This is a genomic window from Geodermatophilus obscurus DSM 43160, assembly GCF_000025345.1.
Taxonomy (GTDB): domain Bacteria; phylum Actinomycetota; class Actinomycetes; order Mycobacteriales; family Geodermatophilaceae; genus Geodermatophilus; species Geodermatophilus obscurus.
In genome coordinates this window covers 4,008,312-4,023,348 of record NC_013757.1, presented here as the reverse complement: position 1 = coordinate 4,023,348, position 15,037 = coordinate 4,008,312, and the positions used below count along the sequence as shown (strand labels likewise).

At 75.3% G+C, this 15,037-nt stretch carries 13 protein-coding genes; 9 read left to right on the top strand and 4 right to left on the bottom strand.

The window, feature by feature from the left end; genetic code table 11:
• The first annotated feature begins 27 nt into the window (after positions 1–27).
• Positions 28–3,120 carry a sacsin N-terminal ATP-binding-like domain-containing protein gene (locus tag GOBS_RS18690; RefSeq protein ID WP_012949835.1) on the top strand — a complete coding sequence of 1,031 codons (3,093 nt, stop codon included), beginning with the start codon at positions 28–30 and terminating at the stop codon, positions 3,118–3,120.
• Positions 3,121–3,257: 137 nt separating this feature from the next.
• Here the strand turns inward: GOBS_RS18690 and GOBS_RS18685 are convergent, their stop codons facing one another.
• Both GOBS_RS18685 and GOBS_RS18680 read right to left on the bottom strand, forming a co-directional pair.
• Positions 3,258–3,620, bottom strand: a complete 363-nt coding sequence (locus GOBS_RS18685) for a hypothetical protein (RefSeq protein WP_012949834.1) — start codon at positions 3,618–3,620, stop codon at positions 3,258–3,260.
• Positions 3,621–3,805: 185 nt separating this feature from the next.
• The gene (locus GOBS_RS18680) at positions 3,806–4,171 is read right to left on the bottom strand and encodes a hypothetical protein (RefSeq protein ID WP_166487454.1); all 366 of its coding nucleotides are present in this window, start codon (positions 4,169–4,171) and stop codon (positions 3,806–3,808) included.
• Between the two features lie 157 nt (positions 4,172–4,328).
• Here GOBS_RS18680 and GOBS_RS18675 point away from each other — a divergent pair, with 157 nt between their 5' ends.
• The 6 genes from GOBS_RS18675 to GOBS_RS18650 all read left to right on the top strand — a co-directional run bounded on the left by GOBS_RS18675 (position 4,329) and on the right by GOBS_RS18650 (position 10,064).
• On the top strand, positions 4,329–4,694 hold the full coding sequence (locus GOBS_RS18675) for an STAS domain-containing protein (protein WP_012949832.1): 366 nt from the start codon (positions 4,329–4,331) through the stop codon (positions 4,692–4,694).
• A 353-nt stretch (positions 4,695–5,047) separates the two neighbouring features.
• Positions 5,048–5,836, top strand: a complete 789-nt coding sequence (locus GOBS_RS18670; RefSeq protein ID WP_012949831.1) for an ABC transporter ATP-binding protein — start codon at positions 5,048–5,050, stop codon at positions 5,834–5,836.
• Positions 5,824–6,690 (top strand): ABC transporter ATP-binding protein, encoded by an 867-nt coding sequence (locus GOBS_RS18665; protein WP_166487453.1) that lies wholly within the window; start codon positions 5,824–5,826, stop codon positions 6,688–6,690. Before GOBS_RS18670 ends, GOBS_RS18665 begins: the two co-directional genes overlap by 13 nt.
• A complete protein-coding gene (locus GOBS_RS18660) occupies positions 6,687–7,577 on the top strand; it encodes a branched-chain amino acid ABC transporter permease (protein WP_012949829.1) in 891 nt (296 codons plus the stop codon). Before GOBS_RS18665 ends, GOBS_RS18660 begins: the two co-directional genes overlap by 4 nt.
• Complete coding sequence (locus tag GOBS_RS18655) at positions 7,570–8,817, top strand: branched-chain amino acid ABC transporter permease (RefSeq protein ID WP_012949828.1); 1,248 nt, start codon at positions 7,570–7,572, stop codon at positions 8,815–8,817. Before GOBS_RS18660 ends, GOBS_RS18655 begins: the two co-directional genes overlap by 8 nt.
• Entirely contained in the window at positions 8,814–10,064 is a 1,251-nt protein-coding gene (locus GOBS_RS18650; protein ID WP_012949827.1) for an ABC transporter substrate-binding protein, read from the top strand. Before GOBS_RS18655 ends, GOBS_RS18650 begins: the two co-directional genes overlap by 4 nt.
• A gap of 262 nt (positions 10,065–10,326) precedes the next feature.
• On the opposite strand, the gene GOBS_RS18645 is transcribed toward GOBS_RS18650, so the two are convergent.
• The gene (locus tag GOBS_RS18645) at positions 10,327–11,481 is read right to left on the bottom strand and encodes an MFS transporter (protein ID WP_041241579.1); all 1,155 of its coding nucleotides are present in this window, start codon (positions 11,479–11,481) and stop codon (positions 10,327–10,329) included.
• Positions 11,482–11,603: 122 nt separating this feature from the next.
• Here GOBS_RS18645 and GOBS_RS18640 point away from each other — a divergent pair, with 122 nt between their 5' ends.
• On the top strand, positions 11,604–12,815 hold the full coding sequence (locus GOBS_RS18640; protein WP_012949825.1) for an acetyl-CoA C-acetyltransferase: 1,212 nt from the start codon (positions 11,604–11,606) through the stop codon (positions 12,813–12,815).
• A gap of 83 nt (positions 12,816–12,898) precedes the next feature.
• Positions 12,899–13,672 (top strand): 3-oxoacyl-ACP reductase FabG, encoded by a 774-nt coding sequence (gene fabG, locus GOBS_RS18635; RefSeq protein ID WP_012949824.1) that lies wholly within the window; start codon positions 12,899–12,901, stop codon positions 13,670–13,672.
• Between the two features lie 3 nt (positions 13,673–13,675).
• On the opposite strand, the gene GOBS_RS18630 is transcribed toward fabG, so the two are convergent.
• Positions 13,676–15,034: a DUF2254 domain-containing protein gene (locus GOBS_RS18630; RefSeq protein WP_012949823.1), complete on the bottom strand. Its 1,359-nt coding sequence runs from the start codon at positions 15,032–15,034 to the stop codon at positions 13,676–13,678.
• Between the last annotated feature and the right edge of the window lie 3 nt (positions 15,035–15,037).

Genomic DNA, 15,037 nt, shown 5'->3' with positions numbered 1-15,037 from the left:
CCGGTGTGCCGCTGCGATGCTGACCCCGTGTCCGGTTCCCCCGATGCCCCGGGCGCGCCCCGTCCTGACGTCGCCCCCGGAGCGGCCGACCCCTTCGCCACCGCGGAGCTGCGGCGGCGGGTGCTCGCCGCCTGGGCCGACTCCCCGGCCCGCTTCCGCGAGGACGCCAACGCCGAGGAGGACCTCGTCCGCGGCGGCTACCGCGACCGGCTGTTGGTGGAGCTGGCCCAGAACGCCGCCGACGCCGCCGCCCGGGCAGGGCTGGCGGGGCGGCTGCGGCTGGAGCTGACCGGCGACGGCGCCGGGGCGGAGGTGCTGCGGGCGGCCAACACCGGCGCCCCGCTCGACGCCGCCGGGGTGCAGGGCCTGGCCTCGCTGCGCGCCTCGGCCAAGCGCGACGAGCCGCGGTCCGGAGGCCGGGCCGGAGTCGGGGGCGGACCGCGGGTCGAGACGGTCGGCAGGTTCGGGGTCGGCTTCGCCGCCGTCCTCGCGGTCACCGACGAGCCGGCGGTGCACTCGACCGCCGGTGGGGTCGCGTTCAGCACCGGTCGCACCCGCGCCGAGGTCGCCGCCGTCCCCGCGCTCGCCGAGGAGGTGGCCCGCCGGGACGGCGCGGTGCCGGTGCTGCGACTGCCCTGGCCGGCCGGGGGGACGCCACCCGAGGGCTTCGCCACCGAGGTGGTGCTGCCGCTGCGCGCCGGGTCGCGGGCCGCCGTGCGCACCGCCCTGGAGGAGCTGGCGCCCGAGCTGCTGCTGGCGCTGCCCGGGCTCGCGGCGGTCGACGTCGTCCTCGACGGGACGGTCCGCTCGCTGACGGTGCGCCGGCGCGGCGCGGAGGCCGAGCTGACCGACGGCGACCGGACGACGGTCTGGCGGCTGGAGCGGCGCGACGGCGAGCTGCCCGAGGCGCTGCTCGCCGAGCGGCCGGTCGAGGAGCGGGGACGGCGGGCCTGGACGCTGACCTGGGCGGTGCCGCTGGACGACGACAGGCGGCCGGCGCCCCTGCCGCTGCCCCAGCGGGTGCACGCGCCGACCCCCAGCGACGAGCCGCTCACCCTGCCCGCCCGCCTGGTCGCGCCCTTCCCGCTGGGCCCCGACCGGCGGCACGTGCTGCCCGGGACGGTCACCGACGAGCTGGTCGCCGCGGCGGCCGGCGCCTACGCCGACCTCCTCTCGGGGCTGGCCGAGGGCCCGGGGAGGGACGGCGCGGTGCTGGCGCTGGTGCCGCGCATCGGGCTGGCGGGCGCCGAGCTCGACGCCGCGCTGTGCACCGCGGCGCTGGAGCGGCTGCGGGAGTCCGCCTGGCTGCCGGTCGCCGGCGCGGACCGCGACCGGCAGCCGCCCGGCCGCGCCGCGGTGCTCGACGAACCGACCGAGGAGCGGGTGGCCGCGCTGACCGGCGTCCTCCCCGGGCTGCTGCCGGCGGGCTGGTCCGCCCGGACCCAGCTGCCCGCGCTGGCCGCCCTCGGGGTGCGCCGGGTCGGCACCGCCGAGGCCGTGGAGGCGGTCCGCGGCGTCGCCCGGCCGCCGTCGTGGTGGGCGGGGCTGTACGCGGCCCTCGACGGCGCCGAGCGCGAGGAGCTGGCCGCGCTGCCGGTCCCGCTCGCCGACGGCCGCACCGCCCACGGGCCGGCGGGGGTGCTGCTACCCGACGAGCAACTGCCGGTGGCGCGGCTGGGTCCGCTCGGGCTGCGGGTGGCCGACCCGGACGCGGTCGCCCCCGCCGCCGCCCGCCGGCTGCTGGAACGGCTCGGGGCGCGCCCGGCCACCGCCGCCGCGGTGCTCGCCGACCCGGAGGTGCGCGCGGCGGTCGAGGCCTCGGTCGACGCGGCCGACGACGGCTGGGACACCGACCGGGACCCGGCCGCGTTCGCCGACGCGGTCCTGGCGCTGGTCGCCGCGGCCGGGACCGGGCCGGGGGAGCTGCCCTGGCTCTCCGAGCTGGCGCTGCCCGACGCCGACGGTGGCTGGGCGCCGGCCGGGGAGCTGGTGCTGCCGGGGTCCCGCTTCGCCGGCGTGCTGCTCGACGGCGCGCTGGGCACCCTGGCCCCCGCGCTGGACGCCGACCCGGACGTGCTGCGGGCGGTGGGCGTGCTCGACGGCTTCGCGCTGGTGCACGCCGAGGACCCCGACGACCTCGACGTCGACGCAGCGCAGGACTGGGCCGACGCCGTCCTCGACCGGCTGCCCGCCGACGCGCCGGCTCCGTCGTGGCCGCCGCTGACCGCCGTCCGGGACCTCGAGCTGGTCGCCGACTGGACCGGCGCGCTGCCGCTGCTGGCCGCGCTGCCGGCGGACGCGTGGGCCGACGTCGTCCTCGACGGGGTGGCGGTGCCCGGCTACCTGCGGTGGTGGCTGGGCGGCCACCCGGTGCTCGGCGGGCGGCGCCCGGACCGGCTGCGGCACCCGGAGGCGGCGGAGCTGCAGGGACTGTACGAACCGGTCGACGCCGATCCGCGGCTGCTGGAGCTGCTGCGCCCGCCGGCGTCGGTCGACGACGTGCTCGCCGACGTCGACGGCGCGCTCGACCTGCTCGACCGGCTCGGCGACGACCGCCGCACCGTCTCGCCCGCCGTGCTGCGCACCGTGCACGCCCGGCTGGCCGCGGCGCTCGACGGCGTCGCCGTGGACCCGCCGGACCGGGTGCGCGTGGCGCCGGACCGGGTGGTCCCCGCCGAGCGGGCCGTCGTCCTGGACGCCCCGTGGTTGCAGCCACTGGTCGACTCCCCGCTCGTACCGGCCGGTGGCGCCCCGGGGCCGGTGGCCGACCTGCTGGACCTCCCGCTGGCCGGCGAGGTGGTGCGCGCCCGGGTGGAGAGCCGTCCGGCACGGCGGGTGCGCTGGGCCGACGTCCCGGGGGCGCAGCAGGCCGCGGCCCGGCTCGGGCTGGCGGAGCTCCCCGGGGAGGTCGCCGTCCACGAGCCGCTGCGGGCCGGTGGCCGGGCGGTGCCGTGGTGGCCGGGGGACGGGGTCGACCACGTGGACGGGACCCCGGGTGCGCTCGGGCGGGCGCTGGCCTGGCGGACGGGGGCGTGGTCGCTGCGCCAGGCGCTAGCCGAGGCCTTCGCCGATCCGGAGCGCGCCGACGTGCTCGCCGCCGAGGACGCCGTCGGCCCGTGAGTCGGGACCGACGGCGCTCCCTTCGGCCCCCTCGCAGGTAGAAGGACCCCGTCCTCCTCACCGCTCGCAAGCTCGCGGCGAGCCTCTGGACGGGGCCTGGCGCGAGCTCGCGAGCGGCGGGGGCAGGGGATCCTTGTTCAGTGCCAGCGGGGTGCGGCCAGCGCGCCGGGTGCATGGCCGTGCGCCGACGGCCGGCCGCTGCGCCCGCCGGCCGCGGCCGGGCCGGGCGCGCGCCCGGCCTCGGCGCAGCAGCGGTACAGCGACAGCCACTGCTCGGCGGTCAGGTCGGCGGCGCGGGTGGTGGGCGGCAGGCCCGCCGAGCGCAGCCACCGGGGGCCGACCGGGCCGGGCAGGACGGCGCGCAGCGTGGCGCCGAGGGCGGCGCCGGGCCGGGCGAGGACGGCGTGCGCCAGGCGGTCGAAGGCGGCCGCCTCCGTCTCGGGGAGGGCGGCGCGGGCGGTGGCGGGTGCGCCGTCGAGGGCGCGGTGCGGGCGGGACAAGGCGGACCTCCGGAGGAGGGCAGGGCTGCGCGACCGGCAGCCGGTCAGCGAAGAGGAGGTGCGCCCGGCCGGAGCGGGGCGCGGACGGCGGGGAGCAGGACTCGACCCGCGGCACGTCACGGAGAGGACGGATCAGGAGCGCACGGCGGCGACGCTACGGACCGCGCCGGGTGCCGTCGAGCGGATTACCGACCGGCGGATCGGTCGGCCTTGCGCTGCTGGTGGGCCTCCCAGCGGGCGCGGTCGCGGGCGCGGGCGTCCTTGGTCCGCTCCCGGCGCTCGGCGCGCCGGCGGGCTCGGTCGCGCTCGCGCTGCTCGAAGGAGGAGTGCTGATCCCAGTTGCTGGCCAGCACCGCGACGCCCCAGAGACAGAGGCCGAAGATGGCGATGAACGAAGCGAGGATCGGGTCGAGCACCAGGAAGGCCCCGACCGAGCCGGCCAGCCAGATCGCGCCCCACACCGCCAGCCACCTCGACACGCCGTCCAGTATCCCCGCGCGGGGGACGCCCGGCCGCTGCACCCGGCTCCGGCGCACTGCGGCCGTGATCACGTCTGCGGTCGCCTCTTGAACATCGGGAGGGAGGTCCCTACGGTCAGGGGGTAGCGGTTCAACAGTCAGCCGCGGCACCAGTTGCCGGACTCCGCGTCGTGCCACGGCTGGTCCCGTGGTCGTCCGTACGGGTTCGCTTCCTCGAGAGGGGCGCACCGTGACCGCTGTTCCCACCACCGACCTCGTCTCGATCGACGTGACCGGCTCCGCCGCCACCGGCGTCCTGCTCACCGTCAGCGGTGAAGTCGACTCCTCCACCGCCCCCCGGCTGCGCGAGGTCGTGGACGCGGCCTTCGCCGACCGCGTCCCGGCGCTCACCGTCGACCTCGACGGCGTGACCTTCCTCGACTCCGCCGGGCTGTGCGTCCTGGCCGGCGCCCACCGGCGGGCCGCAGAGGGCGGCGTCCTGCTGCGCGTGGTCGCCTCGTCCCGCGCGGTGATCCGGCCGCTGCAGATCACCGGCCTCTACGACCTGCTCGCCGTCGAGCACGTCCAGCCCGGCGCCGGAGCCGGCGCCGCCTGAGGGAGGGCCCCGTCCTCCGCACCTCGCACGCTCGGGGCGGGCCCGGGACGGGGCCACGGCGGGCTCCGCAGGGGGCCACTCCCGCTGTTTCTCGACGTGGGCGCCGCATACGTGGCCGGTCGGCGGCGTGTGGCCGCCGCACATTGCTGGTTCCTCCTTCCCGTTGGGTGACCCCCGACGCTCGTGTGCAGGTCACCTGCAGGTCACGATCGTTCGTGCCTGTGGCGTACTCGGCGCGTCGTGGCTTTACAGTCTCCGGCCATGTGCCCTGAATCACAGGCCGATGTCGTTCCGCGACACGGCGACCCACGGACGCCGGCCGGCTCGCCGGGGACAGTCGCGGTGCGGTCCGCATGCTGATCATCGACTCGCTGCGGGTGACGTACGGCGGCGCCGTCGAGGCGGTGCGCGGCGTGACCATGGAGGTGCCCGACGGCAAGGTCGTCGCCGTCCTCGGTAGCAACGGTGCCGGCAAGAGCACGCTGCTGCGGACCATCTCCGGCACCCTGAGGCTGCACCGGGGACGCGTCGACGAGGGCGCGGTGCGCTTCGACGATGACGTCCTCACCACGCGCGACCCGGGGCAGATCGTCCGCCAGGGCGTCGTCCAGGTGCCGGAGGGTCGGCGGATCTTCGGCCGGCTCACCGTCGAGGAGAACCTGCGGGCCGGCGGCATGGGCAACCGCGATCGCGCCGCCAAGGCCCGCGCGCACGCCCGGGTGCACGACCTGTTCCCCGTGCTGGCCGAGCGCAGCGGCCAGCGCGCCGGGCTGCTCTCCGGTGGTGAGCAGCAGATGCTGGCCATCGGGCGGGCGCTCATGGCCAGCCCCAAGCTCCTGCTGCTCGACGAGCCCTCGCTCGGGCTCGCTCCCCGGATCATCGGCCAGATCGGCGAGGTGATCGCCGAGATCAACCGCCAGGGCACCTCGGTGCTGCTGGTCGAGCAGAACGCCACGATGGCGCTGGGCGTGGCCGACCAGGCCTACGTGCTCGACGTCGGCAAGGTCTCGTTGTCCGGGCCCGCCGCGGAGCTCGCCCGCACCGACGAGGTGCAGCGGCTCTACCTCGGGCACGGCGACGCGGTCGACACCGGGCCGGCCACCCGCGGCCCCCGCCGCACGCTCTCCCGGTGGACGGCGTGACGGCGGCCGGCGTGGACACGCGCTCGGACGTCCCGCCGGTGGAGGTCGAGCACATCAGCGTCCGGTTCGGCGCCATCAAGGCGCTGTCCGACGTCTCGTTCACCGTCGCCCCCGGGACGATCCACGCGGTCATCGGCCCCAACGGCGCCGGCAAGTCGACGATGTTCAACGTCCTCTCCGGCGTCTACCAGGCCGCTGAGGGCGAGGTCCGCTTCGGCGAGGCGCGGCTCGACCGCATGCGCCCGTTCCAGATCGCCGGGGTCGGCGTGGCGCGGGCGTTCCAGAACATCGCCCTGTCCGGCGCCCAGTCGGTGGCCGAGAACCTCATGCTCGGCCGGCACCACCTGACGAAGGCCGGGTTCCTCTCCTCCGGACTCCGGCTGCCCCGCGCCACCCGCGAGGGCAAGGTGCACGGCGAGCGGATCCGGGAGATCGCCGAGTTCCTCGACCTCGGCGACAAGCTGCACACCCCCGTCGGCGTGCTGTCCTACGGCGACCAGAAGCGGGTCGAGGTGGCCCGGGCGCTGTGCACGGAGCCGCGGCTGCTGCTGCTCGACGAGCCCGTGGCCGGGATGAACGCCGAGGAGACCGGCCGGATGGCCGAGGCGATCCGCGAGATCCGCTCGGCGCTCGGCATCTCGATCGTCCTGGTCGAGCACGACATGGGGATGGTCATGTCGCTGGCCGACCGGGTCACCGTCCTGGACTTCGGACGCCGGATCGCCGACGGCACGCCCGCCGAGGTGCAGGCCGACCCCGAGGTCATCCGCGCCTACCTCGGCTCGGGCGACGACGAGACGCCCGCCGAGGCCGCCGCACACCACACCACCAACACGTCAGGGACGGCGTCGTGACCCAGTTCCTCTCGCTCCTGCTCAACGGGTTGTCACTCGGCGCCATCTACGCGCTGATCGCGCTCGGCTTCGTGATCATCTTCAAGGCCAGCGAGGTGGTGAGCTTCACCCACGGCTCGCTGCTGCTGCTGGGCGCCTACTCCATCGCGCGGCTGTCCGAGCCGCTGGGCTTCCTGCTCGCCGTGCTCGCCGGGCTGGCGATCACCGCGGTGGCCGCGCTCGTCGTGGAGCGGTTCATCATCAACCGGCTCCGCGGCGCGCCCGTGATCAGCCTGGCGATCGTCACCATCGGCGTCGACATCATCCTGCTGACCGAGCTGATCCGGCGGATCGGCCCCGACATCCTCAACGTGCCGCACCCGTGGGGCGGGGAGTCGGTCCGCATCGGCGGCATCGGGATCACCCAGAACCGGTTGATCGCCATGATCGTCGCCGGCGTGCTCATCGCCGCCTTCTTCGCCGCGTTCAAGTACTCCAGCTGGGGCGTGGCCATGCGCGCCTCGGCCGAGGACGGCGAGACCGCGGCGCTCATGGGCATCCGGCAGGGCCGGGTCTCCGCGCTGGCCTGGGTCGTCGCCGGCGTCCTCGCCGGGGTGGCCGCCCTGTTCCTGGTGGGCAGCCCGACGCCCGGGGTCAGCTCGGCCGTGTACGCCACGGCGCTGCGGGCCTTCCCGGCGGCGATCCTCGGCGGCCTGGACTCCACCGGGGGCGCGCTGGTGGGCGGGCTGCTCATCGGGCTCGCGGAGTCCCTCGCCGCCGGCTACCAGGAGCAGCTGCTCTTCCTCGGCCGTGGCTTCGGCGAGGTCGTCCCCTACGTCGTGATGATCGCCGTCCTCCTCGTCCGGCCGTCGGGGCTCTTCGGCACCAAGGAGCTGACCCGTGTCTGAGCAGACCGTCTCGCGGCCGGCGGGAGCCACCCGCACGGGGTCCGCCTCGTCCCGGTCGGCACCGGCCCGCAGCCGCGGCTCCGTGGTCAAGTGGGTCCTGATCGCCGCGCTGCTGGGTTTCCTGCTGGTCTTCCCGCTGTACTTCGACGAGTTCTGGCTGCGCACCGGGTTCGCGGTGTTCGGCGCGGCCATCGGCGCCATCGGCCTGAACCTGCTCGTCGGCACGACCGGCCAGCTGTCACTGGCGCACGCGTTCTTCCTCGCCGTCGGGGCGGTGAGCTACTCGTACATCTCCGGAGAGTCCGGCGGGCTGGGCACCCGCGCCGGCATCGAGGGGCTGGGCCTGCCGCCCGTCGTCGGGATGGTGGTCGGCGTTCTGCTCGCCGGGCTCGCGGGGCTCGTCTTCAGCCCGATCGCGGCGCGGCTGCGGGGCATCTACCTCGGGGTCGCCTCGCTTGGCCTGGTCTTCATCGGCGTCCACGTGATCAACACCTGGACGCCGGTGACCGGTGGGTTCAACGGCCGCGCGGCGCCGGAGTTCTCGCTGTTCGGCTTCACGTTCGGCAACAGCGACCCGCAGCTGTGGGTGCTGGGCGTGCCCTTCCGGGAGGCCGAGCGGCTCTGGTACCTGGGCCTGGTCCTGGCGCTGGCCGCCTACGTGTTCGCCCGCAACCTGCTGCGCAGCCGGCCCGGCCGGGCGCTGCAGACGCTGCGGGACAGCGAGGTCGCCGCGTCGGTCATGGGCGTCAACGTGCAGGCCTACAAGGCGCGGGTGTTCCTCGTCAGCTCGATGTACGCCGGCCTGTCCGGGGTGCTCTACGCGCTGTCCATCGGCAGCATCGCCCCGGAGTCGTTCACCCTCGTCGTCTCCATCCAGTACCTGGCGATGATCGTGCTGGGCGGGCTGGGGTCGGTCGGCGGTGCGGCGCTGGGCGCCCTGTTCGTCACCGCGCTGCCGCTGCTGTTCCAGCAGTACGCCGACGTCCTGCCGCTGGTCAGCGCACCGGGGCAGGGCGGCATCTCCGCGGGCTTCGCCGCCCGGTTCCTCTACGGCGCCGCGATCATCCTCATCGTCCTGTTCGAGCCCGCCGGTCTGGCCGGCATCGCGCAGCGCCTCACCTCCCGCTTCCGCCGGGGCCGTGCGCCCGCCCACGGCGGAGTCACCACACCACCCCCGGAGCAACCCGGCTCCGCACCGACCCCCTCCGACCGACCAGCACAAGGGAGCGACACCAGATGAGAACAGGCAAGGCTCTGCGCACGACCACCGCGGTCGCCGCGGCCGTCGTCGTGGCGACCGCCGGCTGCAGCACCAGGGCACCGGAGACCGGCGGTGGAGGGGGCGGAGGAGGCGAAGGCGGCTCGGCCGGCGAGGTCACGACCGACGTCGGCGTCGAGGGGACGACGATCACCCTCGGCGTCCTCACCGACCTCACCGGTGTGTTCGCCGCTCTCGGCCAGGACATCACCAACGCCAACCAGCTGTTCTGGCAGGACAACCGGGTCTGCGACACCTACGACGTCGAGCTCGACGTCCAGGACACCGGCTACGTCCCGCAGACCGGCGTGCAGCTCTACAGCGCGATGGAGCCGAACGTCCTGGCGATGCAGCAGACCATCGGGTCGCCGATCAACACCGCGCTGGCACCGGAGTACGAGGCCGACCAGATCGTCAACTTCCCGTCGGCCTGGGCGCGTACCCTGACCGAGATACCCGGCACCGGGGTCCCGGGCGCCACCTACGACGTCGAGCTGGCCAACGGCTACGCGTACCTGTTCGAGCAGGGGCTGCTGTCCGACGGCGCCACCGTCGGGCACATCTACTTCGAGGGCGAGTACGGCGAGAACGGCCTGGCCGGCAGCGAGGCGGTGGCCGAGGAGCGCGGGCTGACGATCATCCCGGCGCAGATCAAGGCGACCGACCAGGACATGAGCGCGCAGATCACCCAGTTCGCCGCGGCCGGGGTCGACGCCATCGCCCTGACCGTCGCGCCCACCCAGACCGCGTCCGCGGCCGGTGTGGCGGCGGCCCAGGGGCTGAACGTGCCGATCATCGGCAGCAACCCGGTCTTCGCCCCGGGCCTGCTGCAGGGGCCGGCCGCCGAGGCGCTCAAGAACAACCTGTACGTGTCCAGCCCGGTGTCGGCGTTCGACGCCCAGCCCGAGCTGCTCGCGCAGTACCAAGAGGCCTACCCGAACGTGCAGCCGAGCCTCGGCGTGCTCGTCGGCTACGGCATGAGCGCGATCATGAAGCAGGTGCTCGACGCGGCCTGCGAGAACGGTGACCTGACCCGCGCGGGCGTGGTCGCTGCGTTCAGCGAGCTGGAGAACGTCGACACCGGCGGCCTCGTCGTGCCGATCCAGGGCTTCGAGACCGGCCGTTCGCCCAGCACGCAGAGCTTCATCCTGCGGCCGGCCGACGTCCCCGGTGGCGCCACCGTGGTCCAGGACGCGTTCGAGGGTGAGTTCGCCGAGGGCCTGCGCTGACCCTCGGGTGACCACTGGCGGCGCCCCCTCCCGGTCGGGAGGGGGCGCCGTCGCGTTCGGGGGAGGCTGCGGGGCGGGCCGGGACAGCGGGCCCGCAAGGTCCCCGACGAGGCCCGGGGTGGGCTCAGCGCGACTGGGGACGGCACCTGGTCGCGGTCGGATCGAGGAGTGGGGCCGGAGGCCTCCGCGACGAGGCCCGGGGTGGGCTCAGCGCGACTGGGGACGGCACCTGGTCGCGGTGTCGTCCGGCAGGACGACGGTGTCACAGCCGGCCGCGGCGGGCGACCGGGACCAACCGGAGGGCGAGGAGTGCCGTGAGCACCGCGGCGACCTGCAGCGGCACCCAGGCCGGTGCCGACCGGGCCACCGTCGCCATGAGGAACGGCACGGCGAAGCCGAGGTAGGCGCAGGCCAGGAACACCGACGTCAGCTCGCCCCGGCGCGTGGGCGCGGCCAGCCGGCCGGTGACGGTGAGCCCGGCCGCCAGGCACAGCCCGCCGCCGGACCCCAGCAGGGGTGCTGCGGCCAGCAGCCACGGCCAGGCGCCGGTGGCCACGAAGGCCGCCGCCGCGCCGAAACCGGCCGCACCGAGGGCGGCACCGGTGACGGCGGTCCACGACCCCAGCCGGCGCTGCAGGCCGGCCACGAGGGTCCCCGCGCCGAGCGTCACCCCCGCCAGGACGCCGGTGACCGCGACCCCGCCGGCCGGCAGCTCGCCCAGCAGCGGCACGGCCGAGATCACCGACGAGGGGAAGGCGTAGACGCAGACCGCGACCGGGGCCAGCACGGTCGCGGCGAGCAGAGCGCTGCCCGGGGGCAGCAGCGGGACGGCGGGGCTGCCGGTGGGGCGCCGTCCGCCAGGGGACAGGACGACGGTCTCGGGCAGCCGCAGCGCCAGCGCCAGCCCCACTCCGACCAGCACCGTGTGCAGCAGGTAGGGCAGGACCGTGGGCGCCGGCGCGAACTGGCCCAGCAGCCCGCTGGTGAGCGGCCCGAGGGAGAAACCCGCCGTCATGGCGACCGCGGCCCGCCGTCCGCCCGCGCCCTCCCCGGAGGCGACGGACAGCTCGGCGACCCATGCGCTCGCGACGCTGAACACGACGCCGCTGACCACGCCCTGCAGGAAGCGGGCGCCGAACAGCAGGGCCAGCGACCCGCCGGCCGCGGCGAAGGCCAGCGACGCCAGCCCGGCGAGGACCACGCCGGGGATGGCCACGCGGCGACGGCCCAGCCGGTCCGACAGCGGGCCGGCCAGGAACAGCGCGGGCACCAGGCCGGCGGCGTAGCAGCCGAAGAGCGCGGTCAGCACCTCGGGGGAGAGGTCGAGCTGCTCCTGGTAGACCAGCAGCAGCGGCGTGGGGACGTTCGTGCCGGCCGCGACCGCGAACAACGTGAACACCGCTCGCCTCCAGGCCACCGCGGCACCCTACGGAGACGGCGTCGACTCCGCGCGCGACGTGCGGAGAGGGCAGTGCGACACGACCGGCCGCACGGGGGCAGACTCACGGGTGCCCGACGGAGACGAACGAGGAGGACCCCGTGCGCGATGCGGTCATCTGCGAGCCCCTGCGGACACCGGTGGGTGGCTTCGGCGGCTCCCTGCGTGACGTGCCGGTGCAGGATCTGGCCTCGACCGTGATCCGGGCGGTGGTGGAGCGCACCGGGCTGCCGCCGGAGTCGGTGGACGACGTGCTGCTGGGGCACTGCTACCCGACGATGGAGGCCCCGGCGCTGGGCCGGGTGGCCGCGCTGGACGCCGGGCTGCCGGTGACCGCCGCGGGCATCCAGCTCGACCGCCGCTGCGGCTCGGGCCTGCAGGCGGTGCTGTACGGGGCGATGCAGGTGCAGTCCGGCAGCTCGGAGGTCGTGCTGGCCGGTGGCGCGGAGTCGATGAGCAACGCGCCCTTCTACACGCACGCGATGCGCTGGGGCGTCAAGGCCGGGCCGGGTGTGCTGCTGGCCGACGGCCTGGCCCGCGGCCGGGTGACCGCCGGCGGCCGGCACCACCCGGTGCCCGGCGGGATGCTGGAGACCGCGGAGAACCTGCGCCGGGAGTACCGGATCAGCCGCGCCGAGCAGGACGAGTACGCCGTGCGCAGCCACCAGCGGGCCGCTGCGGCCGCCGAGGCGGGCCGGTTCGCCGAGGAGATCGTGCCGGTGACGGTCAAGCAGCGGAAGGGCGAGGTCGTCGTCGACCGCGACGAGCACATCCGCCCGGACTCGAACGTGGAGACGCTGGGCAAGCTGCGCCCGATCATGGGCCGGGACGATCCGGAGGCCACCGTCACCGCGGGCAACGCCAGCGGGCAGAACGACGGCGCCGCGGTCTGCGTGGTCACCAGCCCGGAGAAGGCCGCCGAGCTGGGCCTGCGCCCGCTGGCGCGGCTGGTGTCCTGGGCGGTGGCCGGGGTTCCGCCGCAGACCATGGGCATCGGCCCGGTGCCGGCGACGGCCAAGGCGCTCGCGTTGGCCGACGTCAAGCTCGCCGAGGTCGACCTGATCGAGCTCAACGAGGCCTTCGCCAGTCAGGTGCTGGCGGTGACCCGGGAGTGGGGCTTCACCGACGCGGACTTCGAGCGGACCAACGTGAACGGCTCCGGGATCTCGCTGGGCCACCCGGTGGGGGCCACCGGTGGGCGGATCCTGGCCACGCTCACCCGCGAGATGGTCCGCCGCGACGCCCGCTACGGGCTGGAGACGATGTGCATCGGCGGCGGCCAGGGCCTCGCCGCGCTGTTCGAGCGGGTGTGAGGGAGGACCCCTGCGGCTGACGGCGACTCGCCTCGCGGCATGATCGGGCTCACACCAGCCCCGAGCAGCGAGGAGAGCCGCGCATGACCGAGTCCGGCCCCACCGACCAGCAGCGCGTCGCGATCGTCACCGGCGGGGCCCGCGGCATCGGCGCCGCCACCGCGCAGCGGCTGGCCGAGGACGGCTTCGCGGTGGCGGTGGTCGACCTCGACGAGTCCTCGACCGCTGCCACGGTCCAGGCGATCGAGGCCGCCGGCGGCCGCGCCCTCGGGGTGGGCGCCGACGTCGGGGACGCCGACCAGGTGCAGGCCGCCGTCGAGCGGGTCGCCACGGAGCTCGGCCCGCCGCTGGTGCTCGTGAACAACGCTGGCGTGACGCGCGACAACCTGCTGTTCAAGATGACCGATGCCGACTGGGACATGGTCATGCACGTGCACCTGCGCGGCTCGTTCCTCATGACCCGCGCGGTGCAGCAGCACATGGTCAAGGCCGGCTGGGGCCGGGTGGTCAACCTGTCGAGCACCTCGGCGCTGGGCAACCGCGGGCAGGCCAACTACGCCACCGCCAAGGCCGGGCTGCAGGGGTTCACCAAGACGCTTGCCCTCGAGCTAGGCAAGTTCGGCGTCACCGCCAACGCGATCGCCCCCGGCTTCATCCAGACCGAGATGACCAAGGCGACCGCGGAGCGGATCGGGCGGAACTGGGAGGAGTACGTGGCCGAACGGGCCGCGGCGATCCCGGTGCAGCGCGGGGGCGTGCCTGCGGACATCGCGCACACGGTGTCCTTCCTCGTCAGCGAGGGCGCCGGGTTCATCTCCGGGCAGGTCGTCTACGTCGCCGGAGGCCCCCGGGGCTGAGCATCAACTCGCCGGTCGCAGCCACCTCCCGGCCAGTGCCTCGTCCACGGTCCGGGCCCACCGCTGCACGTCATCGAGAGTGCGCCCGGCCGGTGGGCTGGTGCGGCTCTGCTCGACCAGGGCATCCAGGTGCTGCCGCACGGCCCGCTGCTGGGCAGGTGTGCGGGCCCGCCACGCCACCTCGGCCAGCAGCGCGAACAACCGGTCGACGACGGTGAGGTCCTCCCGGCCGTAGTAGCGGACCTGGGTGACCCCGAGCTCCAGCAGCTCGGAGAAGGTCCAGGACCGGAGGACCAGGCGCTCGGCGCCGTCCTCGTCGGTCAGCCGGCGGTGCCAGGTGTCCCGCGCGGCCGCATCGCCCAGCAGCGCCGAGACGTGCGACAGCGCGTGCCCGGCGGTCGTCGGGTCGTTGATGCCGGGGGACAGGGCTCGGGCGGCGATGTCCACCAGCTTGCGCAGCCCGTAGCTGGGATCGGCGACGTCGGCCCGCTCGTGGCCCAGGTGCACCGCGCGTTGCAGCGCCTTCTCGAGCTCCTCCACCTGGACGCCATTTCCGGCGTCCTGCGACCAGGCCCAGGCCATCGGCGCCCCGGCGACGACCGTGTCGCCGGGGCGCCGGTCGAGCAGCAGCACGGCGCCGGCGCCGGTGACCGCCTCGAGCAGCGGGCCCTCGAACACCTGCACCAGGAAGCCACTCGACCGCGCACACAGCGGGCGGGCCGAGTCGGGGACCTGCGGGAGCGGGCGGTCGGGCTGCTGGTCCTCCTCCTGGCGCTCGTGCAACCGCGCCCTGGTGCGGGCGGACTCCGAGTGGACGTCGCGCATCATCGTCTCGACCCGCAGCTGCCGGGTCTGGTGGCTGAGGAACGTCACGAGCGCCGCGACCGAGGCCAGCGCGAACAGGAAGGCGACGGTCACCGAGATGCGCGGCACGAAGGAGCTGCCCTGGGCCTCGTCGGCCGAGCGCACGGTACGCAGCACGACGAGGGCGTAGACGAACGTCCCGAGCAGCACGCCGAGACAGGTCTGGACCACCCGGTCCCGGACGAAGGTCTGCAGCAGCCGAGGGGAGTACTGGCTGCTGGCCAGTTGCAGGGTCACGATCGTCAGCGAGAACAGCAGGGTGGTCACCGAGATCAGCGACGAGGCGATCGCCGAGAGGAGGGTGCGGGCAGCCGACGGTCCACCGGTGAACACGAACCGGATCGGGTCCTCGCCGTAGCCGAGCGCCTGGTCCAGCTCGGTGAGCCCGATGCCGAGCCCCACGGCGAGCAGGATCGCCGCCGTGGGCAGCGGCCACAGCGCCCCGGTGGTTGCCTCCCGCAGCGCCTGTACGCGTCCCCCGCGCGGTCTCGACCTCACCAG